We start from the raw sequence: 25,274 nt of genomic DNA, 5'->3' as shown, positions 1-25,274 counted from the left end.
ACCTTTTAAAACGCTCATTCGGAACTATGGTGCAGAAATTGCTACTTGTGATCCGTCTGACACCGTTCAGTAACAGTCCTAAACGCGCCACAAGCGCTTATCTTGGTTTCCAGGGATTACATAATGAAAAAAGCATTGCTGACCCTTTCTGCACTGGCCCTGTGCATGGCCGCCGGTTCCGCGCTGGCCAAGGAATACAAGGAATTGCGTTTTGGTGTCGATCCGTCCTACGCACCGTTCGAGTCCAAGGCCGCCGACGGCAGCCTGGTAGGCTTCGATATCGACCTGGGCAATGCGATCTGCGCCGAGCTGAAAGTGAAGTGCAAGTGGGTAGAAAGTGACTTCGACGGCATGATTCCAGGCCTGAAAGCCAACAAATTCGATGGCGTGATTTCGTCCATGACCGTGACCCCAGTGCGCGAGAAAGCCATCGACTTCTCCAGCGAACTGTTCTCCGGCCCTACTTCGTTGGTGTTCAAGAAAGGCGCAGGCTACTCGACGCCTGAGTCCCTCAAGGGCAAGTCTGTGGGCTACGAGCAAGGCACCATCCAGGAAGCCTATGCCAAGGCCGTACTGGATAAAGCCGGCGTGACCACCAAGGCCTACGCCAACCAGGACCAGGTGTATGCCGACCTGACCTCCGGCCGTCTCGACGCTTCTGTGCAGGACATGCTGCAAGCCGAGCTGGGCTTCCTGAAGTCGCCGGCCGGTGCCGGTTATGAAGTCAGCGCGGCGATTGACGACCCGCTGCTGCCGTCGAAAACCGCGATCGGTATCAAAAAAGGTAACACTGAACTGAAGGCGCTTTTGGATAAAGGTATCAAAGCGTTACACGATGATGGCACCTACGCCACCATTCAGAAGAAACACTTTGGCGATCTGAACCTGTACAGCGGCAAGTAATGCCTGGAGCGCCCCTCCCCTGGAGGGGCGCTTTTTTATCGCCATAGGTCCCGATTTATGTTCGAAGAACTGTTGCAAACCCTCGGCCTGAGCGCGCTCAGCCTGAAGGGTTTCGGCCCGCTGTTGCTGCAAGGCACCTGGATGACTATCAAGTTGTCGGTGCTGTCCCTGGCCGTCAGCGTGTTGCTGGGCCTGCTCGGCGCCAGCGCCAAACTGTCCAGCCTGCCCTTCCTGCGCATTCCCGCCCAGCTCTACACCACGCTGATCCGCGGTGTGCCCGACCTGGTGCTGATGCTGCTGATTTTCTACAGCCTGCAAACTTGGCTGACCGGCCTCACCGACTTCATGGAATGGGAATACATCGAGATCGACCCCTTCAGCGCCGGGGTGATCACGCTCGGGTTTATCTACGGTGCGTACTTCACCGAGACTTTTCGCGGCGCGATCCTCGCGGTGCCGCGTGGTCAGCTGGAAGCCGCCACGGCCTATGGGCTCAAGCGCGGCCAGCGGTTTCGCTACGTGACCTTCCCGCAGATGATGCGCTTTGCCCTGCCGGGTATCGGCAATAACTGGATGGTGATGCTCAAGGCCACGGCCCTGGTGTCGATCATCGGCCTGGCCGACCTGGTCAAGGCCGCCCAGGATGCCGGCAAGAGCACCTATCAGCTGTTTTACTTTTTGGTACTCGCGGCATTGATCTACCTGTTGATCACCAGCGCGTCCAACTTCGTCTTGCGCCGCCTTGAACGTCGCTACTCCGCTGGCGCCCGGGAGGCCGTGCGATGATCGAACTCTTGCAGGAATACTGGCGCCCCTTCCTTTATAGCGATGGCCAGCACATCACCGGCCTCGCCATGACCATGTGGTTGCTCACCACCGCCTTGGTCATTGGCTTCCTGGTGTCGATCCCGTTGTCCATCGCCCGCGTGTCGCGCAAGCGCCTGGTACGTTGGCCAGTGCAGTTCTACACCTACCTGTTCCGGGGCACGCCGCTCTACATCCAGCTGCTGATCTGCTACACCGGCATCTACAGCATTGCCGCCGTGCGCGAACAGCCGTTGCTGGATGCGTTCTTCCGCGACGCGATGAACTGCACCATCCTGGCCTTCGCCCTCAACACCTGCGCCTACACCACGGAGATTTTCGCCGGGGCGATCCGCAGCATGGCCCATGGTGAGGTCGAAGCGGCCAAGGCCTACGGCTTGAGCGGGTGGAAGCTCTACGCCTACGTGATCATGCCGTCGGCGTTGCGTCGCTCGCTGCCGTACTACAGTAATGAAGTGATCCTGATGCTGCACTCGACCACGGTGGCCTTCACCGCGACGATTCCAGACATCCTCAAAGTGGCGCGGGATGCCAACTCGGCCACCTTCATGACCTTTCAATCCTTCGGTATCGCTGCGCTGATCTACCTGACCGTGACCTTTGCCCTGGTCGGTCTGTTCCGGTTGGCGGAGCGTCGCTGGCTGGCCTTCCTCGGGCCGAGCCATTAAGCCGTTTTTTATGTTCAGGAGCTTTCATGCGACATCAAGTCCATGAACTGATCGCGCCGGTGCCAGGAACGGCGCGGCAGATTCACAGTTTTCACTTCGGCCCGGATCAGGCCGCGGGCAAAATCTACATTCAGTCGTCACTGCATGCCGACGAGCTGCCGGGCATGCTGGTGGCTTGGCACCTCAAGGTGCGACTGGCTGAACTGGCGGCGGCCGGTCGCCTGCGCAGCGAGATTGTGCTGGTGCCCATTGCCAACCCCGCGGGCCTGGAACAGGTGCTGATGGATATTCCCCTGGGCCGCTACGAGCTGGAAAGCGGACAGAACTTCAATCGTCTGTTTGTCGACCTCAGTGAAGCGGTGGGTAATCAAGTCGAGGACCTGCTTGGGGACGATCCCCAGCACAACGTCGAGTTGATCCGCGCGGCACTGTCTACCGCCCTCGCCGCACAAAGCGCTGAGACCCAATTGCACTCCCAGCGCCTGGTCTTGCAACGCCTGGCGTGCAATGCCGATATGGTGCTGGACCTGCATTGCGACTTCGAAGCCGTGGCGCACTTGTACACCACGCCCGAGGCCTGGCCGCAGGTGGAGCCGTTGGCGCGTTACATCGGTTCGCAGGCCAATCTGCTGGCGACCGACTCCGGCGGGCAGTCCTTCGATGAGTGTTTCACCCTGGTGTGGTGGCAGTTGCAGCAACGCTTCGGTGAGCGCTTCCCGATCCCCATGGGCAGTTTTTCGGTCACCGTCGAACTGCGTGGCCAAGGTGACGTCAACCACGGCCTGGCCGCCCTCGACTGCCAGGCGATCATCGATTACCTGATCCACTTCGGCGCCATCGCCGGTGACGTTGCACCGCTGCCCGACCTGCCTTACCCGGCCACACCGCTGGCGGGTGTTGAACCCGTGGCAACGCCTGTGGGCGGCCTGCTGGTATTTTGCGCCCTGCCGGGTGAATACCTGGAAGCCGGACAACTGATCGCTGAAATCATCGACCCCCTTTCCGACCGCGTAACGCCCGTGCATTGCCGCAATGCCGGCCTGCTCTACGCCCGTTCGCTGCGCCGCATGGCCACTGCCGGGATGGTCATCGCCCATGTCGCAGGCACCGAGGCCTACCGCAGCGGCTATCTACTTTCGCCTTGAGGATGCACGCCCCATGTACAAATTGACCGTTGAAGGCCTGCATAAAAGCTATGGCGACAATGAGGTGCTCAAAGGTGTTTCGCTCAAGGCCAAGACCGGTGACGTGATCAGCCTGATCGGCGCCAGCGGCTCGGGCAAGAGCACCTTTTTGCGCTGCATCAACTTCCTGGAAACCCCCAACGACGGCGCCATGACCCTCGACGGCCAGCCGATCCGCATGGTCAGCGACAGACACGGCATGCGCGTGGCTGATGACGCCGAATTACAGCGCCTGCGTACGCGCCTGGCCATGGTGTTCCAGCACTTCAACCTGTGGAGCCATATGAGCGTGCTGGAGAACATCACCATGGCCCCGCGCCGGGTGCTGGGGTGCAGCAAGAAGGACGCCGAAGACCGCGCGCGTCGTTACTTGGACAAGGTGGGCCTGCCCGCACGCGTGGCTGATCAATACCCGGCGTTCCTCTCCGGCGGCCAGCAACAGCGCGTCGCCATCGCCCGCGCCTTGGCCATGGAACCGGAAGTGATGCTGTTCGACGAGCCCACCTCAGCCCTCGACCCGGAGTTGGTGGGTGAAGTGTTGAAGGTGATCCAGGGGTTGGCCGAGGAAGGCCGCACCATGATCATGGTCACTCACGAAATGAGCTTTGCACGCAAAGTGTCCAGCCAGGTGTTGTTCCTGCACCAGGGGCTGGTGGAAGAGCAAGGTCCGCCGGAAGAGGTGCTGGGCAATCCGAAGAGCGAGCGCTTGCAGCAGTTCTTGAGTGGCAATTTGAAGTAAACCTTTGGTCGCTCTGGAGGGTCTGTGGAATAGGCCTTCCAGAGTGTCAGCAGCCCCATGGCAAAAGCCACCGATTTCGCCAAACGCTGGTTCGCCGCCAAAGGCTGGAAGCCGTTTGCCTTTCAGAAAGAGGTATGGGCGGCGGTCAAGAGCGGTCAATCGGGGTTGCTGCACGCCAGCACCGGTGCGGGTAAAACCTATGCGCTGTGGTTCGCCGCCCTCAATCGCTTCGCCATCGCTCGCCCGCCTGTTACCGCTAAACGCAAACCGCCCGCTGAGCCGCTGACGGTGTTGTGGATCACGCCCATGCGTGCGCTGGCCGCCGACACCGCCCGCGCCCTTGAAGCCCCGCTTGAGGCGTTACAGATTCCCTGGAGTGTCGGCCTGCGCACTGGCGACACCAGCAGCAGCGAGCGCGCACGCCAGACCCGGCGCCAGCCCACCGTACTGGTCACCACCCCGGAAAGCCTGACGCTGATGCTCGCCCGCGCCGACAGCGAAGTGAGCCTTGCGCACCTGCGCATGGTGGTGGTGGATGAATGGCATGAGCTGATTGGCAATAAACGCGGTGTGCAAGTGCAATTGGCACTGGCGCGACTGCGGCGCTGGCACCCTGATTTGATGGTATGGGGGATTTCGGCGACCTTGGGTAATCAAGCTCACGCGCTGGAAGTCTTGGTCCCACAAGGTGACGGGATCAATGTGCAGGGGCAAACGGCTAAACAGTTGATCATCGATACGTTGTTGCCACCCGTGACTGAACGCTTTCCGTGGGCCGGGCATATCGGTTTGAAGATGTTGCCCCAGGTAGTGGCTGAAGTGGACGCCAGCAGCAGTTGCCTGGTGTTTACCAATACACGGGCGCAGTCGGAGATCTGGTTTCAGGCGTTGCTGGACGCACGCCCCGATTGGGCCGGGGTGATTGCGCTGCACCATGGCTCGCTGTCCCGAGAGACCCGTGACTGGGTGGAGCGGGCCTTGAAAGACGGCCAGCTCAAGGCAGTGGTGTGCACCTCGAGCCTGGACCTGGGGGTGGACTTCCTGCCGGTGGAACGCGTGCTGCAGATCGGCTCGGCCAAAGGCGTGGCGCGTTTGATGCAACGCGCCGGTCGCTCGGGGCATGCGCCAGGACGGCCGTCGCGGGTGACGCTGGTGCCGACCCACAGCCTGGAGCTGGTGGAAGCTGCCGCCGCTCAAGATGCGATTGCGCAACGGCGTATCGAAGCACGGGAATCGCCTTACAAGCCTTTGGATGTACTCGTACAGCACTTGGTCAGCATGGCATTGGGCGGCGGCTACAAGCCCGACGACTTACTGGTGGAAGTGCGGGGTGCCTGGGCCTACCACGACCTGACGGATGAAGACTGGGCCTGGGCCCTGGGTTTTGTGCGTCATGGTGGGCTGTCGTTGACCGCCTATCCGGATTACCGCCGCGTGGAACCGGACGAGCACGGCATCTGGCGCGTCCCGGATGCCCGGCTGGCACGGCGTCACCGAATGAGCGTGGGCACGATCGTCAGTGATGCGAGCATCCATCTGAAATTCTGGAGCAAAGGCGGAGGTGGCAAGAACCTTGGCAGTGTCGAGGAAGGGTTTATTGCCCGGCTGAAGCCGGGAGATGGCTTCCTGTTCGCCGGCCGCCTGCTTGAGCTGGTGAGGGTAGAAAACATGACGGCCTATGTGCGCCGCAGCAACGCTAAAAAAGCTGCCGTTCCACGCTGGAATGGCGGGCGCATGCCGCTTTCCAACGAGCTGGCGCAAGCGGTTGTAGAGCGCTTTGATGCAGCGGCTCAGGGGCACTTCGAGGGGCCGGAGATGCAGGCGGTACGCCCTTTGTTGCAGACGCAGGTGCGCTGGTCCGGCTTGCCGACCCGCGAACACCTGCTGGCGGAAGCGCTGAAGTCACGGGAAGGCTGGCACCTGTTTCTCTATCCCTTTGCCGGACGCCAGGTGCATTTGGGGCTGGCGAGCCTGTTGGCGTGGCGTGTGAGCCAGGGGCAGGCCGTCACCTTCTCGATTGCAGTCAATGATTATGGACTGGAGCTGTTGAGTGCCACTGAAGTGAATTGGCCGGCATTGCTGAATGAAGCACTACTGAGCCCTGAACATTTGCTGGAAGACGTGGTGGCCAGCCTGAATGCCGGGGAACTGGCCCTGCGTCGTTTTCGCGAGATCGCACGGATCGCCGGGCTGGTGTTTGCCGGGTATCCGGGCGCCCCCAAAAGTACCCGTCAGGTGCAGGCGTCCAGTGGGTTGTTCTTTGAGGTGTTCAAGCAATATGACCCGCAGAACCTGTTGCTGACCCAGGCCGGCGAAGAAGTCCTGCGCGATGAGCTGGACATTCGTCGACTGGAGCAAACCTTACGTCATCTTTGCGCGCTGAAACTGGAGTTGCATCGGATCCAGCGGCCCACGCCCCTGGCCTTCCCATTGCTGGTTGAACGGATGCGCGAAAGCATGAGTTCGGAAAAACTCTCGGAGCGCATCGCACGGATGGTCAAGGACCTGGAAAAAGTCGCGGACAACGGGAAACGCTGATGCTGTGCACGGTGGAGCTAGAGGGTGAGGAGCTGTGGCTGCTGGCGGACAAGGCTGTCTACTGGCCAGCGCGCCAATGCCTGATGATCGCCGATGCACATTTCGGTAAGGCCTCGGCGTATCGCAGCCTGGGACAACCGGTGCCGCAAGGGACCACCACGGAAAACCTGCAGCGCCTGGATCGGTTGCTCTCGGCGCTGCCCTGCACGCAGGTGATCTTTCTTGGCGACTTCCTGCACGGCCCGGGCTCGCACGCCAGCGGCACGCTGGGCGCATTGAGAAGCTGGCGAGCCCTCAATCCTGACCTGCCCATGACCTTGATTCGCGGCAATCACGATAAACGCGCAGGCGACCCGCCCGAGGACCTGAACATAAACGTGGTCACAGAGCCGCTGCTGATAGGCCCTTTTGCCCTGCAGCACGAACCTGACGCCCATCCCAGCCACCACGTGCTGGCGGGGCATGTGCATCCGGTGTATCGATTACGTGGCAAGGGTCGGCAGAGCTTACGTTTGCCGTGTTTTGTGATCGGCGTCCGAGTCAGCCTGCTGCCGGCGTTCGGCGCATTTACCGGCGGGCATGGGGTGGAACAGGACAATGACCGCCAAATCTATGTGATTGGCGATCATGACGTCTGGCCAGTGGGCTAGGGATCAGGCAACCGGTGCGGGTGGTGGCTCGTCCGGCAATGTCGGCTCACCAGGTTCGGTAGGTTGTGGGTAATCCGGCTCGGGTTGGCCGGGGATGCCGCCCGCATAAGCAGGATCGGCCATCAGGGACCAGGCCAGAACGCCAATCTGATTGGGTTCAAGCCGGGCAAGTTCTGCGCTGATTCGCGGGTCGATCTTCATAAGGTACTCCTCAAGCGTGGCTCGGCGCGTTTTACACGTGCCGAGGCAGTACACCTAGATAGAGTCACTTTATGCAGACTAATTCCCTTTGCGCGTAGGTGCTTTCGATCAAGCGCGTGGGAGGGTGACGCCGCGCTGGCCCTGATACTTGCCTGCACGGTCTTTGTAGGACACTTCACAGGCTTCATCGGACTGCAGGAACAGCATCTGTGCCACGCCTTCGTTGGCGTAGATTTTCGCCGGCAGCGTGGTGGTGTTGGAGAATTCCAGGGTCACGTGGCCCTCCCACTCGGGTTCAAGCGGAGTCACGTTGACGATGATGCCGCAACGCGCATAAGTGCTTTTACCCAGGCAGATGGTCAGCACGTCGCGGGGAATACGGAAGAATTCCACGGTGCGCGCCAGGGCGAAGGAGTTCGGCGGAATGATGCACACGTCGCTCTTGACGTCGACGAAGCTCTTTTCGTCGAAGTTCTTTGGATCGACAATCGCTGAATTGATGTTGGTGAACACCTTGAACTCATCGGCGCAGCGCACATCGTAGCCGTAGCTGGAAACGCCGTAGGAAATCACCGGTGCATCGCCTTGGCCACGGATCTGGCGCTCGACGAACGGTTCGATCATGCCGTGTTCCTGCGCCATGCGGCGAATCCACTTGTCCGATTTGATGCTCATGGCGTGTGTCCTGAATAGCGAGGTGGAAAAATTCTGTGGGGCATCTTACCGGGGCCGGCGTTGGGGTTCAAAGGCCGCGGGCCTTTTCTTGACGAATGCGCCGCCTGCCATAAGCCGCAGCTAGCGGGGCCGGGATATGTATGGGCATGCCAGTGAGCAGAAATACCACCGCCAGTCACGAATTTGGAGAAACCTTCGGAAATATCATTGGCACGTCCCGGAAAAAGGGTTAAGGTGGCGCCACTGTGCTGCTTGTGTCACTGAGAATCTCTACACGATATGTTGAATTTCGATCCAACCATCTCCAAGAATTTTTCCTGCTCTTTGCACTCAGTCTCGGCCAGGGCTTTTCCTGAGTCGCAGTTAACTTTGTCCAAGGAGATACACCATGTCTAATCGCCAAACTGGTACCGTTAAGTGGTTCAACGATGAAAAAGGCTTCGGCTTCATCACTCCACAATCCGGTGACGACCTGTTCGTTCACTTCAAAGCTATCCAATCCGACGGCTTCAAAAGCCTGAAAGAAGGCCAACAGGTTTCTTTCATCGCTACCCGCGGTCAGAAAGGCATGCAAGCTGAAGAAGTTCAAGTTATCTAACTTGTACTGACTTAGTCGAAAAGACCCCGCCCTTAAAAGCGGGGTTTTTTTATGCCTGTCATTCGGTGCTGCTTGCGATGTAATGGCCGAGCACAAAAAAATGTGGGAGCGGGCTTGCTCGCGAAGGCGGTGCGTCAGTTACAGATGTACTGACTGATCCATCGCCTTCGCGAGCAAGCCCGCTCCCACATTGGGTCCTGCGTCGTCTATTGAAACAACGACTCACTCGACAAGCCATTCTTCTCGAGGATCTCACGCAGACGCTTGAGCCCCTCCACCTGGATCTGCCGCACCCGCTCACGGGTCAGGCCGATCTCCAGACCTACGTCTTCCAGGGTGCTGCTCTCATGGCCGCGCAGGCCGAAGCGGCGAATCACCACCTCACGCTGCTTGTCCGTGAGTTCCGACAGCCACTGGTCAATGCTTTGGGAAAGATCATCGTCCTGCAACAGCTCGCAAGGATCGGTAGGACGATCATCCGTCAGGGTGTCCAGCAGGGTTTTATCCGAATCCGGACCCAGCGAGACATCGACCGAAGACACCCGCTCATTGAGACCCAGCATGCGCTTGACCTCCCCTACCGGTTTTTCCAGCAGGTTGGCGATTTCTTCGGGCGAAGGTTCATGATCGAGTTTTTGGGTAAGCTCACGTGCCGCCCGCAGGTAGACGTTGAGCTCCTTGACCACATGGATCGGCAACCGGATCGTGCGGGTCTGATTCATGATCGCCCGTTCGATGGTCTGGCGAATCCACCAGGTGGCATAGGTTGAAAAGCGGAAGCCCCGCTCAGGGTCGAACTTCTCCACCGCCCGGATCAAGCCCAGGTTGCCTTCCTCGATCAAGTCCAACAGGGACAGCCCACGATTGACATAGCGTCGGGCGATTTTCACCACCAGGCGCAGGTTGCTTTCAATCATGCGCTTGCGCCCAGCCGGATCGCCCTTTTGCGACAAGCGCGCAAAATGGACTTCTTCTTCGGGGGTAAGCAGAGGGGAAAAACCGATTTCATTGAGGTACAGCTGGGTCGCATCGAGCGCCCGCGTGTAGTCAATGTACTTGTGTTGCTTTAATGCGGTGGCGTTCTTGGATTTGGTGCGAACTGAAGGTACAGCTGGTCCCTCATTCGACATCGATTCCGTATCGATACCGGCCTCCATAAGGAGAACCTCATCGTCGATGTCAAACTCCGGCGCTTCTTTACTGAGAGCCATTGTTATAGTCCTTTGGTGAGTTCGACCTCAAGCTCAAGCGGCGCCTTTATCCTTGGCAACGCTGGAGCCTGTTCCTTCTACGTGAGGGAACAGGCTGTGCAACACATCAACGACGGGGTAGGAATTGCAGAGGATCTACAGGCTTCCCTTGGCGGCGAATCTCAAAGTGCAGTTTCACCCGGTCTGTACCAGTTGACCCCATTTCAGCAATTGTCTGTCCGACCTTGACCTGCTGCCCCTCCCGAACCAACAGCCTACGGTTGTGGCCGTAAGCACTGACGTAGGTATCACTGTGTTTGATGATGACCAGCTCGCCGTAGCCCCGTAAACCACTCCCGGCGTACACCACTGTCCCATCAGACGCAGCTAAAACAGGCTGTCCCAAATCCCCGGCGATATCAATGCCTTTATTCAAACTACCGTTTGAAGAGAATTTTCCAATCAACACGCCGTTCGAGGGCCATCCCCAACCGGTCGGCGCAGGCCCGGCAGGCGGCAACGGCGCGGGTGCCGGCTTGGCCGCAGACGCCGGTTTGGCGGTACCTGCAGGCCTAGTGATAATGGTGGTTTTGCTCGAAGACGACGGCGAAGATCCGGTGTTTGTCACAACTGTCGTAGGGGTCGAACCGGTGCGGCCGTCGAAACGAATCGTCTGACCCGGATGTATCGTGTAGGGCACGGGAATATTGTTACGAGCTGCAAGCGCCTTGTAATCCCAGCCATAACGGAAGGCGATCGAGAACATCGTATCGCCCTTGCGCACCACGTATTGCCCGGTGGTCACCGTCGGCTTTTGCGGTACCGCATTGTTACGGTCAACCACCCGTGCGCCGCTGCTTGGCGAGCTGGAGCACCCGACCAACACGGAACTGAAGACGAGGCCAAGCACCAGTCGATGAAAGCTTGTTTTACTCAGACGCTGCGCAAGACCTGTGAGACTCACCCGCCGCTCCCTTTGTGGTGGCTGAATATGAACGCCTGTATCAGGCTTGAAATATGACGCAAGTATAACTGGGCATTGGCTTTTTACCGGCATACGACTGAAACGAAACATTCATCGTGTTTAATGCCGGCGCCCGATCATGTTGACTCGATAGACCCCGCCGTAAGACACATCCGCGCCAACAGAATTCACTGCCTGCGAACAAATGATCAGGCCAGCGGGCCATTGAGCAGCGGCACGAAGCGCACGGCGCCCAGTACGTGCCGGGAAAAGCCTTCTTCCTCACGGATAATGAGCATCAATTGTTGCACTTCACCGGAGCCCACCGGGATGACCAGACGCCCACCCGGAGCGAGTTGATCGAGCAACGCCTGGGGCACATCGGTGGCCACGGCGGTCACGATGATGCCGTTGTACGGCGCCAGCGCCGGCCAGCCTTCCCAGCCATCACCCCAGCGGAACACCACGTTGCGCAGGTTCAACTCCACCAGACGCTCCTTGGCACGGTCTTGCAGCACCTTGATGCGCTCGACCGAGAACACCCGCTCCACCAGTTGTGCCAGCACGGCGGTCTGGTAGCCGGAGCCGGTGCCGATTTCCAGCACCTTGTCCAATGGACCCGCCGCCAGCAATAGCTCGCTCATGCGCGCCACCATGTAAGGCTGGGAGATGGTCTGGTTGTGGCCGATGGGCAGCGCCGTGTCTTCGTAGGCACGATGAGCCAGGGCTTCATCGACAAACAGGTGCCGAGGCGTGCGCCGGATCACTTCCAGCACCTGGGCGTTGGACAAGCCCTCTTCGTAAAGGCGCTGGATCAAGCGTTCGCGGGTACGCTGGGAGGTCATCCCGATACCCCGACGCAGCAAGTCGTCTTGTTCACGGCCCATCAGCGCAGCCCCTCCAGCCAGCCATCGAGACCACTGAAGGCATCGCTGAAGGTGCGATCGAACTGCAACGGAGTAATCGACACATAGCCTTGCATCACGGCATGAAAGTCCGTGCCTTCCCCGCCATCTTCGGCATCTCCCGCTGCAGCAATCCAATAACCTTCCTTGCCACGCGGGTCGACCACCTTCAACGGCGCCGCCGCACGGGCACGATGGCCCAGGCGTGTCAGCTGGATGCCGCGGATATGGTCGAGGGGCAAGTTGGGGATATTGACGTTGAGCACGGTGCGCGGAGGCAGGTTCAAGGAGCCATGGGCTTGCACCAGCTTGCGCGCAAAATACGCAGCAGTCGGCAAGTTATCCAGTTGGCGCGAAGCAAACGAAAAGGCGAACGCCGTACGCCCCAGGAAACGGCCTTCGAGAGCCGCCGCCACGGTGCCGGAATACAGCACGTCATCGCCCAGGTTGGCACCGAGGTTGATACCCGACACCACCAGGTCCGGCTCCTGATCCAGCAGGCTGTTGATCGCCAGGTGGACACAGTCGGTGGGGGTGCCGTTCACGCTGATAAAGCCATTGGCCAGGACGTGCGGGTGCAACGGACGGTCGAGCGTCAGCGAACTGCTGGCGCCGCTCTTGTCCTGGTCGGGGGCAACCACCACGCACTCGGCGTAATCTTCCAGCGCAGCATAGAGCGCGGCAAGACCGGGTGCGGTGGCACCGTCATCGTTTGATATCAGAATACGCATGGGTTGTCCGTCTGCCCCACCGGCACCAGATCCACAAGCTCGCGCACCAAGACAGTGGCGAAGCATCCGGCCGGCAGGACGAATTCCAATTGCAGAATGTCCAGCGAGGGATAATGCCACGTCAAACCGCCAATGGGCAGTCGCAGAATGCGACGTTCCTGGCTCATACCGGCATTCACCAGCCAATCGCGCAGGTCGGCTTCACCGGCGGCAACGGCCTGTTCAAGCTCAAAGGTTGCACCACTGGCCGGCGAATCGCCCTCACCCCACTGTGGCCCGGTCGGGTGCAGGTCCAGGATCGCCAGGCGTGGGTCGCTGCATTCGGCCTCCCCCGCCGGGAAAAAACTGCGGCTGTCGGTAAAGGCGAGCAAATCGCCGACCTGGGCACGCTGCCAAGATCCATCGGCCACACGCGCCGCCAACACTTTGTTGAACAGGAAGCTGCGCGCCGTGGAGAGCAAACGCGAACGCACGTTGCGCTGCTCCGGCAACGCCCTGCGCGCGGCCCACTCACGGGCGTCCACCACGTTGCCGCCGTTGTGGCCAAAACGCTGGGCGCCGAAATAGTTGGGAATGCCGTGCTGTGCAATCAGTTGCAACCGCGCGTCGATGGCTGCGGTATCACCGGCCAACTGGGTCAGGCGCAAGGTGAAACCATTGGCTGAGTGTGCACCGCGCTGCAGCTTGCGCTTGTGGCGGGCGGTCTTGAGGATCTTGAGCGTGTCATTCTCCGCCGCGCTCATGTCCGGATCGGCCTTGCCGGGCAGCTGCACGCTGAACCATTGGCGGGTCAACGCCTGGCGGTCCTTGAGCCCGGCATAGCTGACGGTGCGCAACGGCACGCCAGCCGCTTTGGCAATCCGCCGCGCAGCTTCCTCGGTGTTGAGCCCGCGCTTCTCCACCCACAACCACAGGTGTTCACCCTCGCCGGTCAGCGGGATATCCAGCACCTCGTCGACCTGGAAGTCTTCGGCCGTTGCCTTCAGCACCGCACGGCCCAAGGCCTCGCCATAGGCCCGTGGACCCAATAGTTGCAAGTCATTCATGCGCGCAGCAACAAGGCGACAGAGTGCACGGCAATGCCCTCTTCACGACCGGTGAAGCCGAGCTTTTCGGTAGTGGTGGCTTTCACGTTCACTTGGTCCAGTTCAATGTGCAGGTCGGCGGCAATCAGCGCGCGCATCGACTCGATATGGGGGGCCATCTTCGGCGCCTGGGCCACGATGGTGTTGTCGACGTTGCCGACCTTCCAGCCTTTGGCGTGGATCAGGCCGACCACATGACGCAGCAGTACGCGGCTATCCGCGCCCTTGAAGGTCGGGTCGGTGTCCGGAAAGTGCTTGCCGATATCGCCCAACGCCGCGGCACCGAGCAAGGCATCGCTCAAGGCGTGCAACACAACGTCGCCGTCGGAATGAGCCAGCAAACCCTGGTGATGTGCAATGCGCACACCGCCCAGGGTGATGAAATCGCCTTCAGCGAAACGGTGCACATCGTAGCCGTGGCCAATACGCATAAAAAAACGCCCCGATTTAATTCAGGGCGTGATTCTACCTACTTTTGCCTCACATTAACCGAGCAAAGCGCGGCCATGGTGTCGCAAATGGTCTTCGATGAAGCTGGCGATAAAGAAGTAGCTGTGGTCATAGCCAGGTTGCAGGCGCAGCTCCAGCGGATGGTTGGCCGCCTTGGCCGCTTGCTGCAGGGCTTCAGGCTTGAGTTGCACGGCGAGAAAATCGTCGCGATCGCCCTGGTCCACCAGCAGCGGCAGCTTTTCCGAGGCTTCGCTGATCAGCACGCAGGCGTCCCACTCACGCCACTTCGAACGCTCTTCGCCCAAATAACGCGAGAAGGCTTTCTGACCCCACGGGCAATCCATCGGGTTGTTGATCGGCGAAAAGGCCGACACCGACAGGTAACGTCCTGGGTTGCGCAATGCGCACACCAGCGCCCCGTGGCCGCCCATGGAGTGGCCGCTGATGCCGCGTTTGTCCGAAGCCGGAAAATGCGCTTCAACCAATGCAGGCAATTCCTGCACCACGTAGTCATGCATCCGATAGTGCTTGGCCCACGGCTCCTGCGTGGCATTCAGATAGAAGCCGGCACCGAGGCCGAAATCCCAAGCATTATCCGGATCGCCCGGCACACCCGGCCCACGCGGGCTGGTGTCCGGCGCAACGATGATCAACCCCAGTTCGGCAGCCATGCGCTGGGCGCCGGCCTTCTGCATGAAGTTCTCATCGGTGCAGGTGAGACCGGACAGCCAGTACAGCACCGGCAACTTGCTGCCCTGCTCCGCTTGCGGCGGCAGGTAGACGGCGAACGTCATGTCGCAACCGAGCACATCGGAATGATGCTTGTAGCGTTTGTGCCAGCCGCCGAAGCTTTTCTGGCACGACAGGTTTTCCAGACTCATGGCCGACCTCAGAAGTGGATGACGGTACGAATGCTCTTGCCTTCATGCATCAGGTCAAACGCTTTGTTGATGTCTTCCAGGCCCATGGTGTGGGTGATGAAGGTGTCCAGCGGGATCTCGCCGGTCTGGGCCATTTCCACGTAGCTCGGCAGTTCGCTGCGGCCGCGCACGCCGCCGAATGCCGAACCGCGCCAGACGCGACCGGTCACCAGTTGGAAGGGACGGGTGGCGATTTCCTGGCCTGCACCGGCCACGCCAATGATCACCGACTCGCCCCAGCCTTTATGGCAGCACTCAAGGGCGGCGCGCATCAGTTGCACGTTGCCGATGCATTCGAAGGAGAAGTCCACGCCGCCGTCGGTGAGGTCGACGATCACGTCCTGGATTGGGCGATCGTAGTCTTTCGGGTTGATGCAGTCGGTGGCGCCCAGTTGCTTGGCGATTTCGAACTTGGCTGGGTTGATGTCGATAGCAATGATGCGGCCAGCCTTGGCCTTGACCGCGCCGATCACCGCCGACAGGCCGATGCCGCCAAGGCCGAAGATCGCCACGGTGTCGCCCGGCTTGACCTTGGCGGTGTTGATCACCGCGCCGATACCGGTGGTGACGCCGCAGCCGAGCAGGCAGACTTTTTCCAGCGGCGCTTCTTTAGGAATCTTGGCCACGGAAATTTCCGGCAGCACGGTGTACTCGGAGAAGGTCGAGGTGCCCATGTAGTGGAAAATTGGCTGGCCTTTGTAGGAAAAACGCGTGGTGCCGTCCGGCATCAGGCCTTTGCCCTGCGTGGAGCGAATGGCCTGGCACAGGTTGGTCTTGCCCGACAGGCAGAATTTGCACTTGCCACATTCCGGGGTGTACAGCGGGATCACGTGATCGCCCACGGCCACCGACGTTACGCCCTCGCCAATCGCTTCAACCACCGCACCGCCTTCATGGCCGAGGATCGATGGGAAGATGCCTTCCGGGTCGGCGCCCGACAGGGTATACGCGTCGGTATGGCACACGCCGGAAGCGACCACGCGCAACAGCACTTCGCCAGCCTTGGGCATGGCGACATCCACTTCGACGATCTCAAGGGGCTTTTTGGCTTCGAAAGCTACGGCGGCGCGGGACTTGATCATCCGGGTTTCTCCAGGGAGTTGAAAACTGAGAAGGTGAGTGTAAAACATGGCTGACTGATGAATAATCCAGACAAAAGCAAAACTTTATTGCTGTACAGGGACAATCGACGTGCTTGAGAACCGCTGGGAAGGTATCGATGAGTTTGTCGCCGTGGCCGAATGCAGCCAATTCACGGCCGCGGCAGAGCGACTGGGAGTGTCGTCGTCTCACATCAGCCGGCAGGTGGCGCGCCTGGAAGAACGCCTGCAAACACGTTTGCTGTACCGCAGTACGCGCAAGGTGACCCTGACTGAAGCGGGCCAGACCTTCCTGCAACATTGCCAGCGCCTGCAGGACGGTCGCGAAGAAGCCTTGCGCGCGGTCGGCGACCTCACCAGCGAACCCAAGGGCATGTTGCGCATGACCTGCGCCGTGGCTTACGGCGAGCGCTTTATCGTGCCGCTGGTCACGCGGTTCATGGGGCTCTATCCGCAGTTGCGGGTGGATATCGAGCTGAGCAACCGCCAGCTGGACCTGGTACACGAGGGCCTCGACCTGGCGATCCGCCTGGGGCGTCTACAGGATTCGCGCATGGTCGCCAGCCGCCTCGCACCTCGGCGCATGTACTTGTGTGCATCACCGTCCTACCTCGCTCGGTACGGTCGGCCGCATAGCTTGTCGGAATTGAGCCGGCATAACTGCCTGATCGGCAGCTCGGATATCTGGCAACTGGCCCAGGACGGGCGGGAATTTTCCCAGCGCGTGCAGGGAAACTGGCGCTGCAACAGTGGGCAGGCTGTGTTGGATGCGGCGTTGCAGGGCGTGGGATTGTGCCAACTGCCGGACTATTACGTGCTGGAGCATCTGCACAGTGGCGCGTTGGTGTCGTTGCTGGAGGCGCATCAGCCGCCGAATACGGCGGTATGGGCGTTGTATCCCCAGCAGCGGCATTTGTCGCCGAAGGTTCGCAAGCTGGTGGATTTTTTGAAGGTAGGGTTGGCTGAAAAGCCGGAGTACAGCGGTTGATTACTCAGTGTTTGCACTGGCCTCTTCGCGAGCAAGCCCGCTCCCACACTTGGCCGCGTTTCCCCAGTGGTAACACGGTCAGAGGTGGGAGCGGGCTTGCTCGCGAAGGGGTCGACTCGATGTCACTGACTACCGCCGGTTCGCCCACCGCAACCGTAACCACTCCAAATCCTCCGGCCGGGTCACCTTGATATTGTCCGAGCGCCCTTCAATCAGGCGCGGAGCCTGGCCGGACCATTCCATGGCCGAAGCTTCATCGGTAATCACGGCATCGGCCACCAGGCTGTCAGCCAAAGCACGATGCAAAGCACCCAGGCGGAACATCTGCGGTGTATAAGCCTGCCAGATCAGGCTGCGATCGACGGTCTCGACCACACGACCGTGCTTGTCGACGCGCTTGAGCGTGTCGCGGGCCGGCACGGCCAGCAAGCCGCCCACCGGGTCATCCGCCAGATCAAACAGAAGTTTGTCGAGGTCTTCACGACTCAAATTGGGGCGCGCAGCATCGTGCACCAACACCCAATCGTCATCGCTGGCACCTAGGGCATTGAGCTGCAGCAACGCATTGAGCACAGACCCCGAACGCTCGTCGCCTCCGTCCGCACGCACAATGCGTGGGTCGTTGGCGCAAGGCAGGTTTGGCCAATAAGGATCATCTACAGCAAGACTGACCACCAACCCTTTAAGGTCTGGATGATCAAGAAAGCAGCCAAGGCTGTGTTCGAGAATAGTGCGCCCGCCCAACTGCAAATATTGCTTGGGACGGTCCGCGGCCATACGGGCACCGACGCCCGCGGCAGGAATCACGGCCCAGAAGGCCGGCAAACTGCGATTCATTGGGCCAACTGGTAGAGGGTTTCGCCCTCCTTGACCATGCCCAGTTCATGACGGGCCCGCTCTTCAACGGTCTCCGTACCTTTTTTCAGCTCAAGCACTTCGGCATCGAGGACGCGGTTGCGCTCCAGCAAGATCTCGTTTTCGGCGTGCTGTGCAGCAATTTGCTCGGTCAGGTCTTTTACCTGCGCAAAGCTGCCATTACCCACCCATAGGCGGTACTGCAGGCCAGCCAGCAACAAGAGCAAGACGAGGAACAACCAATTGGGACTGCGCATCGAATATCGGGTATCCAGTGAAAAAAGACAGCCATGCAAAACTTTTGAAACAACTGATAGCACGAAGCCTGGAAGAACCAGGCTTGTGCTTGATAGCCATCAGATTAGCGTCGAAATACACACTGTCGTGAGTTTTCCGACGCAATCCGCCGACTTTTTAGCATGTTTTACCATCAAGTAGCGATCAGCCGCGAAACTCGCCGCGACCGTTGTACTTGGCCTTGCCTGCCAGTTGCTCTTCGATACGCAGCAATTGGTTGTACTTGGAAACACGGTCGGAACGGCACAGGGAACCGGTCTTGATCTGGCCCGCCGAGGTGCCCACGGCCAGGTCGGCAATGGTCGAATCTTCGGTTTCGCCGGAGCGGTGGGAGATCACGGCGGTGTAGCCCGCAGCCTTGGCCATCTGGATCGCTTCCAGGGTTTCGGTCAGGGTGCCGATCTGGTTGAACTTGATCAGGATCGAGTTGGCGATCTTTTTATCGATGCCTTCTTTCAGGATCTTGGTGTTGGTCACGAACAGGTCGTCGCCCACCAGTTGGATTTTCTCGCCGATCTTGTCGGTGAGGATTTTCCAGCCGTCCCAGTCGGACTCGTCCAGGCCGTCCTCGATCGAGATGATCGGGTAGCGCTGGGTCAGGCCCTTCAGGTATTCCGCAAAACCTTCGGAGTTGAACACTTGGCCTTCGCCGGACAGGTTGTATTTACCGTCCTCGTAGAATTCGCTGGCCGCGCAGTCCAGGGCCAGGGTCACGTCGGTGCCCAGCTTGTAGCCAGCGTTGGCCACGGCTTCGGAGATCACTTTCAGTGCATCTTCGTTGGACGCCAGGTTCGGTGCGAAACCACCTTCGTCACCCACGGCAGTGCTCAGGCCACGGGCCTTCAGTACGGCTTTGAGGTGATGGAAAATCTCGGTGCCCATGCGCAGGCCTTCGGAGAAGGACTTGGCACCCACCGGCTGCACCATGAATTCCTGGATGTCGACGTTGTTATCGGCGTGCTCGCCACCGTTGATGATGTTCATCATCGGCACCGGCATCGAGTACACACCCGGAGTACCGTTCAGGTTGGCAATGTGCGCGTACAGCGGCAGGTCCTGGTCCTGGGCAGCGGCCTTGGCAGCGGCCAGGGACACAGCGAGGATAGCGTTGGCGCCCAGGCTGCCTTTGTTTTCGGTGCCGTCGAGCTTGATCATCGCGTGGTCCAGGGCTTTCTGGTCCAGCGGGTCCTTGCCCAGCAGCAGGTCACGGATCGGGCCATTGATGTTGGCTACCGCCTTGAGTACACCCTTGCCCAGGTAACGGCTCTTGTCGCCATCACGCAGTTCCAGCGCTTCGCGCGAACCGGTAGAAGCACCGGACGGCGCGCAGGCGCTGCCGATGATGCCGTTATCGAGAAGCACGTCGGCTTCGACGGTGGGGTTGCCACGGGAGTCGAGAACTTCACGACCTTTGATGTCGACGATTTTTGCCATTGTTGTAAACACTCCAAAGTTGACGAAAACGACGCAGCTGAAGGGAATCTTTTGACCGACCGCAAGGGTGGAACAACGGGGCAGGCTTGCAGGCGACAAGGCTCAGGCCCGCAGGCCTGAGCGTAAAGCGTGGGAAAGTCTACCGGAGAAACGACGCTTACGCGGTCTCTACCGTCGGAAAACTCTTGACCAGTTCGTCCAACTGCTTGAGCTGGGCCAGGAATGGCTCCAGCTTGTCCAGGCGCAGGGCGCATGGGCCGTCGCATTTGGCGTTGTCCGGATCCGGGTGGGCTTCCAGGAACAGGCCTGCCAGAGACTGGCTGATGCCCGCCTTGGCTAGGTCCAGTACCTGGGCACGACGCCCGCCAGCGGAGTCGGCGCGACCACCGGGCATTTGCAATGCATGGGTCACGTCGAAGAACACCGGGTATTCGAACTGTTTCATGATGCCGAAACCGAGCATGTCCACCACGAGGTTGTTGTAGCCGAAGCTCGAACCCCGCTCGCAGAGGATCAACTGGTCGTTACCCGCTTCCACGCACTTGTTCAGGATGTGTTTCATCTCCTGGGGCGCGAGGAACTGGGCTTTCTTGATATTGATCACAGCGCCGGTCTTGGCCATCGCAACGACCAGGTCGGTCTGGCGCGACAGGAAGGCCGGCAACTGGATGATGTCGCACACCTCGGCGACCACGGCAGCCTGTTCAGGCTCGTGGACGTCGGTGATGATTGGCACGCCGAAGGCTTGCTTGATGTCCTGGAAGATCCGCATGCCTTCTTCAAGGCCCGGGCCGCGATAGGAGGTCACGGACGAACGGTTGGCCTTGTCGAAGCTGGCCTTGAATACGTAAGGGATACCGAGTTTCTCGGTGACCTTTACGTACTCTTCACAGACCTGCATCGCCATGTCGCGGCTTTCCAGCACGTTCATGCCGCCAAACAGCACCATGGGCTTGTCGTTGGCAATCTCGATGTCGCCTACGCGAATGATCTTCTGGGCCATCAGGGTTACGCCTTCTTCTGATGTTGCGTCAGTGCTGCTTTGACGAAACCGCTGAACAACGGGTGACCGTCGCGCGGCGTCGAGGTGAACTCAGGGTGGAACTGGCACGCCACGAACCACGGATGATCCGGCGCCTCAACCACTTCAACCAGCGCGCCATCACCGGAGCGACCGGAGATTTTCAGGCCAGCCTCTTTGATCTGCGGCAACAGGTTGTTGTTCACTTCGTAGCGGTGACGGTGACGCTCGACGATCACGTCCTTGCCGTAGCAGTCGTGAACCAGCGAGCCCGGCTCCAGCAGGCAGTCTTGCGCGCCGAGGCGCATGGTGCCGCCCAGGTCGGAGGCTTCGGTACGGGTTTCGACTGCGCCGGTGGCATCTTCCCACTCGGTGATCAGGCCCACGACCGGGTGGCCGCTCTTGCTGTCGAACTCGGTGGAGTTGGCGTCTTTCCAGCCCAGCACGTTTCGGGCGAACTCGATGACGGCCACTTGCATGCCCAGGCAGATACCCAGGTACGGCACCTTGTTCTCGCGAGCATATTGAACAGCCGTGATCTTGCCTTCCACGCCGCGCAGGCCGAAACCGCCTGGCACGAGGATAGCGTCCACACCTTCGAGCAGCGCAGTGCCCTGGTTCTCGATGTCTTCAGAGTCGATATAGCGCAGGTTGACCTTGGTACGGTTGCTGATACCGGCGTGGCTCATCGCTTCGATCAGCGACTTGTAAGCGTCCAGCAGCTCCATGTACTTGCCGACCATGGCGATGGTGACTTCATGCTCAGGGTTGAGCTTGGCGTCGACCACGGCTTCCCACTCGGACAGGTCCGCGCCATTGCATTGCAGGCCGAAACGCTCGACCACAAAATCGTCCAGGCCTTGGGAGTGCAGGATGCCCGGGATTTTGTAGATGGTGTCGGCGTCTTCCAGCGCGATCACCGCACGTTCTTCAACGTTGGTGAATTGCGCGATCTTGCGACGCGAGGAAATGTCGATCGGGTGATCGGAGCGGCATACCAGCACGTCCGGCTGCAGGCCGATGGAACGCAGTTCCTTGACCGAGTGCTGGGTAGGCTTGGTTTTGGTTTCGCCGGCCGTGGCGATGTACGGCACCAACGTCAGGTGCATCAGCATCGCGCGCTTGGCGCCGACTTCGAAACGCAGCTGGCGGATGGCTTCGAGGAACGGTTGGGATTCGATGTCACCCACGGTGCCACCGATCTCGACCATCGCCACGTCGGCATCGCCTGCACCCTTGATGATGCGGCGTTTGATTTCGTCGGTGATGTGCGGGATCACCTGGATGGTTGCACCCAGGTAGTCACCACGGCGCTCCTTGCGCAGCACGTGCTCGTAGACACGGCCGGTGGTGAAGTTGTTGTTCTGGGTCATGGTCGTGCGGATGAACCGCTCGTAGTGGCCCAGGTCCAGGTCGGTCTCGGCGCCGTCGTGGGTGACGAACACTTCACCGTGCTGGAACGGGCTCATGGTGCCCGGGTCAACGTTGATGTACGGGTCCAGCTTGAGCATGGTGACCTTAAGTCCCCGCGCCTCCAGGATGGCCGCCAATGAAGCGGAGGCAATGCCTTTCCCCAATGAAGAAACAACACCGCCCGTGACGAATATGTAGCGCGTCATGAAAAACCCTAGAAGTCTGCGTTAAAGCGGTCCGAGCCGCCGGGGAAAGCGAAGGAAGGCCGAAGCCCCCGATCACCTGCATTAATCACAGTGCACCTTTCAAAAAAACCGCCGCGTTGTGACAGACCAGCAATGGAACACCGGTACGTTGATCGCTACACATTTTTTGGAATCGCCCAGCAAAGACTGCTTGGTAATCGGCAACTGCTGCGATTCAGTTGAATCCACAGAAGTTGTATCAAGAAGGGAGCGTAGTCTACCGGAAAGGCTCTATCAGCTCAAACCTTGATCGCAGGTCTGTGGCATCCAATGTAATTGCCGGTCATCCGTTGAGCTGGCCCATGCCCCCGCGACGGTTGGGACAGCCAGCAATTGCTCGCCCCGATAGACCAGCGGCAATCTGCCACGGACGAAGCCCGGCAAACCACTTTCATTCAGCAGGCGCTTCAGGTCGCGCCGGCCTCGACCTGGCACTTCGACGATTTCGCCCCCCTGGCGATAGCGGATCACCAATGGGCATTCGGGGACGTTGCCGATAAATCTCAGCTGACCGTTGCCCGGTAACTCTAGTGGGTTTTGCGGATCGGGCCAGCGCACCGATGCGTCAGAAAACGCCGACCACGCTGAAGGTAACCACCAGATGCGCTCACCACAACGATGCAGTTGTCCGTCGGCCAGGTGCCACACGGGTTGTGCATCGCCTTTGGCATCACGCAGGGCATACCAACTGGCCCAGTGGTCGGTGTCAGGCATTCGAGTCAGCGGAGCCAACCAATGCCGCAAGGCATTGCACTGGCGGGCATCGGAAAGTTCTCGTAATGGCGCAAGCGCCAATGAAGGCAAAGGCAACCAGGCAAACGCTGAAGGCTGATCGGCAGCCCGCAGATCCATCTGCGCCAACTCGTCAAGCAGACCCTGTGCCTCGGCCAAGTGTTCGGCCGTGCGCGCCAGGCTGGAGACTGCCTGGGGCCAGCGTTGCGTCAGGGTCGGGAATACATGATGGCGCAGGTAATTGCGGGAAAAACGTGGATCGGCGTTGGAGGGATCTTCGATCCACTTCAATTGATGCTGGTGGGCGTAGGCCTCCAATTCACCACGGGAGGTATTCAACAATGGCCTCACCACATGCCCGCCCGACAATGGGCGATACCCAGGCATGGCCGCCAACCCTCGCACCCCTGCCCCGCGCAAGAGACGAAAGAGCAGGGTTTCGGCCTGATCGTCGCGATGCTGGCCGGTGAAAAGCACCTCCCCTGCCCCTATTACCTGCATGAACGCCTGGTAACGCGCATCGCGGGCCGCACGTTCAAGGCTCGCACCAGGACTGACTTGCACGCGCATGACCCGCAAGGGCACGCCCAGGCTGTCGCAGACCGATTGGCAATGCGCGGGCCACGCATCGGCAGCAGCTTGCAGGCCATGGTGGATATGGACAGCACTGAGAACAGGCAGATTTTCAAGTTTGGCCAGCGAGGCCAGAAGGTGCAACAGGACGGTGGAGTCGAGACCGCCGGAGAATGCGATATGCCAGGCCGGCGCGTTGCGCCAGGGGGCCAGGGTACGCAGGAATGTGGCCGGCAGGGTTGGTTTCATCACACGTCACCACTGCAAAGCTGGAATACGTTCGTCAGCATACACAAAACAAATGTGGGAGCCGGGCTTGCCCGCGATGCAGGCACCTCGGTCTATCAGTGATACCAAGGTGATGCTATCGCAGGCAAGCCAGCTCCCACACAAGCCGACTCCCACATTGGGTACAGCGTCGGCTTAGAGACCGTAGCTCATCAGACGCTCGTAACGACGAGCCAGCAGCGCTTCGTTATCCAGCTTCTTGAGCATCGCCAACTGCGAACCCAGTTCAGCGCGGATAGTCGCGGCAGCCGCAGCCGGGTCACGATGGGCACCGCCCAGAGGCTCGGCGATCACTTTGTCCACGATACCCAGGCCTTTGAGGCGATCGGCGGTGATGCCCATGGCTTCGGCAGCGTCCGGCGCTTTTTCGGCGGTTTTCCACAGGATCGAGGCGCAACCTTCCGGCGAAATCACCGCGTAGGTCGAGTATTGCAGCATGTTCAGCTGGTCGCAGACGCCGATGGCCAGAGCGCCGCCGGATCCCCCTTCACCAATCACGGTGGCGATGATCGGGGTTTTCAGGCGGGCCATGACGCGCAGGTTCCAGGCGATAGCCTCGCTCTGGTTGCGCTCTTCAGCGTCAATACCTGGGTAGGCACCCGGGGTGTCGATGAAGGTCAGGATCGGCATCTTGAAGCGCTCGGCCATTTCCATCAGGCGGCACGCCTTGCGGTAGCCTTCAGGACGCGGCATGCCGAAGTTGCGGCGGACCTTCTCGCGCACTTCACGGCCTTTCTGGTGACCGATCACCATCACCGGCTGGTCGTCCAGGCGAGCGATACCGCCCACGATGGCCGCGTCGTCGGAGAAGTGGCGGTCGCCGTGCAACTCGTCGAACTCGGTGAAGATGTGCTGAATATAGTCCAGCGTGTACGGACGGCGCGGGTGGCGAGCCAGGCGCGCGATCTGCCAACTGGTCAGCTTGCCGAAGATGTCTTCGGTGAGCGAGCTGCTCTTGTCTTGCAGGCGAGCGATCTCATCGCCGATATTCAGCGAATTGTCATTGCCGACCAGGCGCAGCTCTTCGATCTTGGCTTGCAGGTCAGCGATCGGCTGTTCGAAATCAAGAAAATTCGGGTTCATAAGCGTCCGTCTTGGGTCG

General features: G+C 60.0%; 26 protein-coding genes. 9 read left to right on the top strand and 17 right to left on the bottom strand.

Annotation, left to right across the window (positions count from 1 at the left end):
* Positions 1-123 precede the first annotated feature (123 nt).
* Genes PF1751_RS06385 through pdeM form a run of 7 tightly spaced genes read left to right on the top strand, consistent with a single transcriptional unit; the run spans position 124 to position 7,507 of the window.
* The gene (locus PF1751_RS06385) at positions 124-903 is read left to right on the top strand and encodes a transporter substrate-binding domain-containing protein (protein ID WP_021492416.1); all 780 of its coding nucleotides are present in this window, start codon (positions 124-126) and stop codon (positions 901-903) included.
* Between the two features lie 57 nt (positions 904-960).
* Positions 961-1,689 (top strand): ABC transporter permease, encoded by a 729-nt coding sequence (locus PF1751_RS06380; RefSeq protein WP_010212412.1) that lies wholly within the window; start codon positions 961-963, stop codon positions 1,687-1,689.
* Positions 1,686-2,396, top strand: coding sequence for an ABC transporter permease (locus tag PF1751_RS06375; RefSeq protein WP_044286733.1), 711 nt, complete (start codon positions 1,686-1,688; stop codon positions 2,394-2,396). The genes PF1751_RS06380 and PF1751_RS06375 overlap by 4 nt, the downstream gene beginning before the upstream one ends.
* Positions 2,397-2,422: 26 nt before the next feature.
* Entirely contained in the window at positions 2,423-3,541 is a 1,119-nt protein-coding gene (locus PF1751_RS06370; protein ID WP_021492417.1) for a succinylglutamate desuccinylase/aspartoacylase family protein, read from the top strand.
* 13 nt (positions 3,542-3,554) lie between these two features.
* Positions 3,555-4,319 (top strand): ABC transporter ATP-binding protein, encoded by a 765-nt coding sequence (locus PF1751_RS06365; protein ID WP_010212416.1) that lies wholly within the window; start codon positions 3,555-3,557, stop codon positions 4,317-4,319.
* A 57-nt stretch (positions 4,320-4,376) separates the two neighbouring features.
* Positions 4,377-6,857 carry a ligase-associated DNA damage response DEXH box helicase gene (locus PF1751_RS06360; protein ID WP_044286732.1) on the top strand — a complete coding sequence of 827 codons (2,481 nt, stop codon included), beginning with the start codon at positions 4,377-4,379 and terminating at the stop codon, positions 6,855-6,857.
* Positions 6,857-7,507, top strand: coding sequence for a ligase-associated DNA damage response endonuclease PdeM (gene pdeM, locus PF1751_RS06355; protein WP_010212418.1), 651 nt, complete (start codon positions 6,857-6,859; stop codon positions 7,505-7,507). Before PF1751_RS06360 ends, pdeM begins: the two co-directional genes overlap by 1 nt.
* Positions 7,508-7,510: 3 nt before the next feature.
* On the opposite strand, the gene PF1751_RS06350 is transcribed toward pdeM, so the two are convergent.
* Both PF1751_RS06350 and dcd read right to left on the bottom strand, forming a co-directional pair.
* Positions 7,511-7,708, bottom strand: coding sequence for a hypothetical protein (locus tag PF1751_RS06350; protein ID WP_010212420.1), 198 nt, complete (start codon positions 7,706-7,708; stop codon positions 7,511-7,513).
* A 108-nt stretch (positions 7,709-7,816) separates the two neighbouring features.
* A complete protein-coding gene (dcd, locus tag PF1751_RS06345; protein ID WP_010212421.1) occupies positions 7,817-8,383 on the bottom strand; it encodes a dCTP deaminase in 567 nt (188 codons plus the stop codon).
* Positions 8,384-8,771: 388 nt separating this feature from the next.
* Between dcd and PF1751_RS06340 the strand changes: the two genes are divergently transcribed.
* Positions 8,772-8,981, top strand: a complete 210-nt coding sequence (locus PF1751_RS06340; protein ID WP_002554837.1) for a cold-shock protein — start codon at positions 8,772-8,774, stop codon at positions 8,979-8,981.
* Between the two features lie 206 nt (positions 8,982-9,187).
* Here PF1751_RS06340 and rpoS read toward each other — a convergent pair whose 3' ends face one another.
* From rpoS to PF1751_RS06300, 8 genes are all read right to left on the bottom strand, one after another.
* Entirely contained in the window at positions 9,188-10,192 is a 1,005-nt protein-coding gene (gene rpoS / locus PF1751_RS06335; protein ID WP_042570670.1) for an RNA polymerase sigma factor RpoS, read from the bottom strand.
* Positions 10,193-10,298: 106 nt separating this feature from the next.
* Entirely contained in the window at positions 10,299-11,135 is an 837-nt protein-coding gene (locus PF1751_RS28200; protein ID WP_044286731.1) for a peptidoglycan DD-metalloendopeptidase family protein, read from the bottom strand.
* A 209-nt stretch (positions 11,136-11,344) separates the two neighbouring features.
* Positions 11,345-11,980 (bottom strand): protein-L-isoaspartate(D-aspartate) O-methyltransferase, encoded by a 636-nt coding sequence (locus PF1751_RS06325; protein WP_010212427.1) that lies wholly within the window; start codon positions 11,978-11,980, stop codon positions 11,345-11,347.
* A gap of 41 nt (positions 11,981-12,021) precedes the next feature.
* On the bottom strand, positions 12,022-12,771 hold the full coding sequence (gene surE, locus PF1751_RS06320) for a 5'/3'-nucleotidase SurE (RefSeq protein ID WP_021492421.1): 750 nt from the start codon (positions 12,769-12,771) through the stop codon (positions 12,022-12,024).
* A complete protein-coding gene (gene truD / locus PF1751_RS06315) occupies positions 12,759-13,817 on the bottom strand; it encodes a tRNA pseudouridine(13) synthase TruD (protein ID WP_044286730.1) in 1,059 nt (352 codons plus the stop codon). Before truD ends, surE begins: the two co-directional genes overlap by 13 nt.
* Positions 13,814-14,287 (bottom strand): 2-C-methyl-D-erythritol 2,4-cyclodiphosphate synthase, encoded by a 474-nt coding sequence (gene ispF / locus PF1751_RS06310; RefSeq protein WP_010212431.1) that lies wholly within the window; start codon positions 14,285-14,287, stop codon positions 13,814-13,816. The genes truD and ispF overlap by 4 nt, the downstream gene beginning before the upstream one ends.
* A gap of 54 nt (positions 14,288-14,341) precedes the next feature.
* Positions 14,342-15,187 carry an S-formylglutathione hydrolase gene (gene fghA / locus PF1751_RS06305; RefSeq protein WP_010212433.1) on the bottom strand — a complete coding sequence of 282 codons (846 nt, stop codon included), beginning with the start codon at positions 15,185-15,187 and terminating at the stop codon, positions 14,342-14,344.
* Positions 15,188-15,195: 8 nt separating this feature from the next.
* Positions 15,196-16,308: an S-(hydroxymethyl)glutathione dehydrogenase/class III alcohol dehydrogenase gene (locus PF1751_RS06300; protein WP_010212435.1), complete on the bottom strand. Its 1,113-nt coding sequence runs from the start codon at positions 16,306-16,308 to the stop codon at positions 15,196-15,198.
* A gap of 109 nt (positions 16,309-16,417) precedes the next feature.
* Here PF1751_RS06300 and PF1751_RS06295 point away from each other — a divergent pair, with 109 nt between their 5' ends.
* Positions 16,418-17,314 carry a LysR substrate-binding domain-containing protein gene (locus PF1751_RS06295; RefSeq protein ID WP_010212436.1) on the top strand — a complete coding sequence of 299 codons (897 nt, stop codon included), beginning with the start codon at positions 16,418-16,420 and terminating at the stop codon, positions 17,312-17,314.
* 129 nt (positions 17,315-17,443) lie between these two features.
* Here PF1751_RS06295 and ispD read toward each other — a convergent pair whose 3' ends face one another.
* The 7 genes from ispD to PF1751_RS06260 all read right to left on the bottom strand — a co-directional run bounded on the left by ispD (position 17,444) and on the right by PF1751_RS06260 (position 25,255).
* Positions 17,444-18,151 carry a 2-C-methyl-D-erythritol 4-phosphate cytidylyltransferase gene (gene ispD / locus PF1751_RS06290; protein ID WP_010212439.1) on the bottom strand — a complete coding sequence of 236 codons (708 nt, stop codon included), beginning with the start codon at positions 18,149-18,151 and terminating at the stop codon, positions 17,444-17,446.
* A complete protein-coding gene (gene ftsB / locus PF1751_RS06285) occupies positions 18,148-18,426 on the bottom strand; it encodes a cell division protein FtsB (protein WP_003231201.1) in 279 nt (92 codons plus the stop codon). The genes ispD and ftsB overlap by 4 nt, the downstream gene beginning before the upstream one ends.
* A gap of 184 nt (positions 18,427-18,610) precedes the next feature.
* Entirely contained in the window at positions 18,611-19,900 is a 1,290-nt protein-coding gene (eno, locus tag PF1751_RS06280; RefSeq protein ID WP_003189193.1) for a phosphopyruvate hydratase, read from the bottom strand.
* 157 nt (positions 19,901-20,057) lie between these two features.
* Positions 20,058-20,903 carry a 3-deoxy-8-phosphooctulonate synthase gene (gene kdsA / locus PF1751_RS06275; protein WP_010212442.1) on the bottom strand — a complete coding sequence of 282 codons (846 nt, stop codon included), beginning with the start codon at positions 20,901-20,903 and terminating at the stop codon, positions 20,058-20,060.
* Between the two features lie 5 nt (positions 20,904-20,908).
* Complete coding sequence (locus tag PF1751_RS06270) at positions 20,909-22,540, bottom strand: CTP synthase (protein WP_010212443.1); 1,632 nt, start codon at positions 22,538-22,540, stop codon at positions 20,909-20,911.
* 273 nt (positions 22,541-22,813) lie between these two features.
* The gene (tilS, locus tag PF1751_RS06265; protein ID WP_044286729.1) at positions 22,814-24,133 is read right to left on the bottom strand and encodes a tRNA lysidine(34) synthetase TilS; all 1,320 of its coding nucleotides are present in this window, start codon (positions 24,131-24,133) and stop codon (positions 22,814-22,816) included.
* Positions 24,134-24,307: 174 nt separating this feature from the next.
* Complete coding sequence (locus PF1751_RS06260) at positions 24,308-25,255, bottom strand: acetyl-CoA carboxylase carboxyltransferase subunit alpha (protein ID WP_010212445.1); 948 nt, start codon at positions 25,253-25,255, stop codon at positions 24,308-24,310.
* Positions 25,256-25,274: the final 19 nt, after the last annotated feature.

The sequence above is a fragment of the Pseudomonas simiae genome, assembly GCF_000934565.1.
In the GTDB taxonomy this organism is placed as follows: Bacteria; Pseudomonadota; Gammaproteobacteria; order Pseudomonadales; family Pseudomonadaceae; genus Aquipseudomonas; species Aquipseudomonas simiae.
Note: the sequence above shows the minus strand (reverse complement) of the source record. Positions and strands in the feature narration are given on the sequence as shown.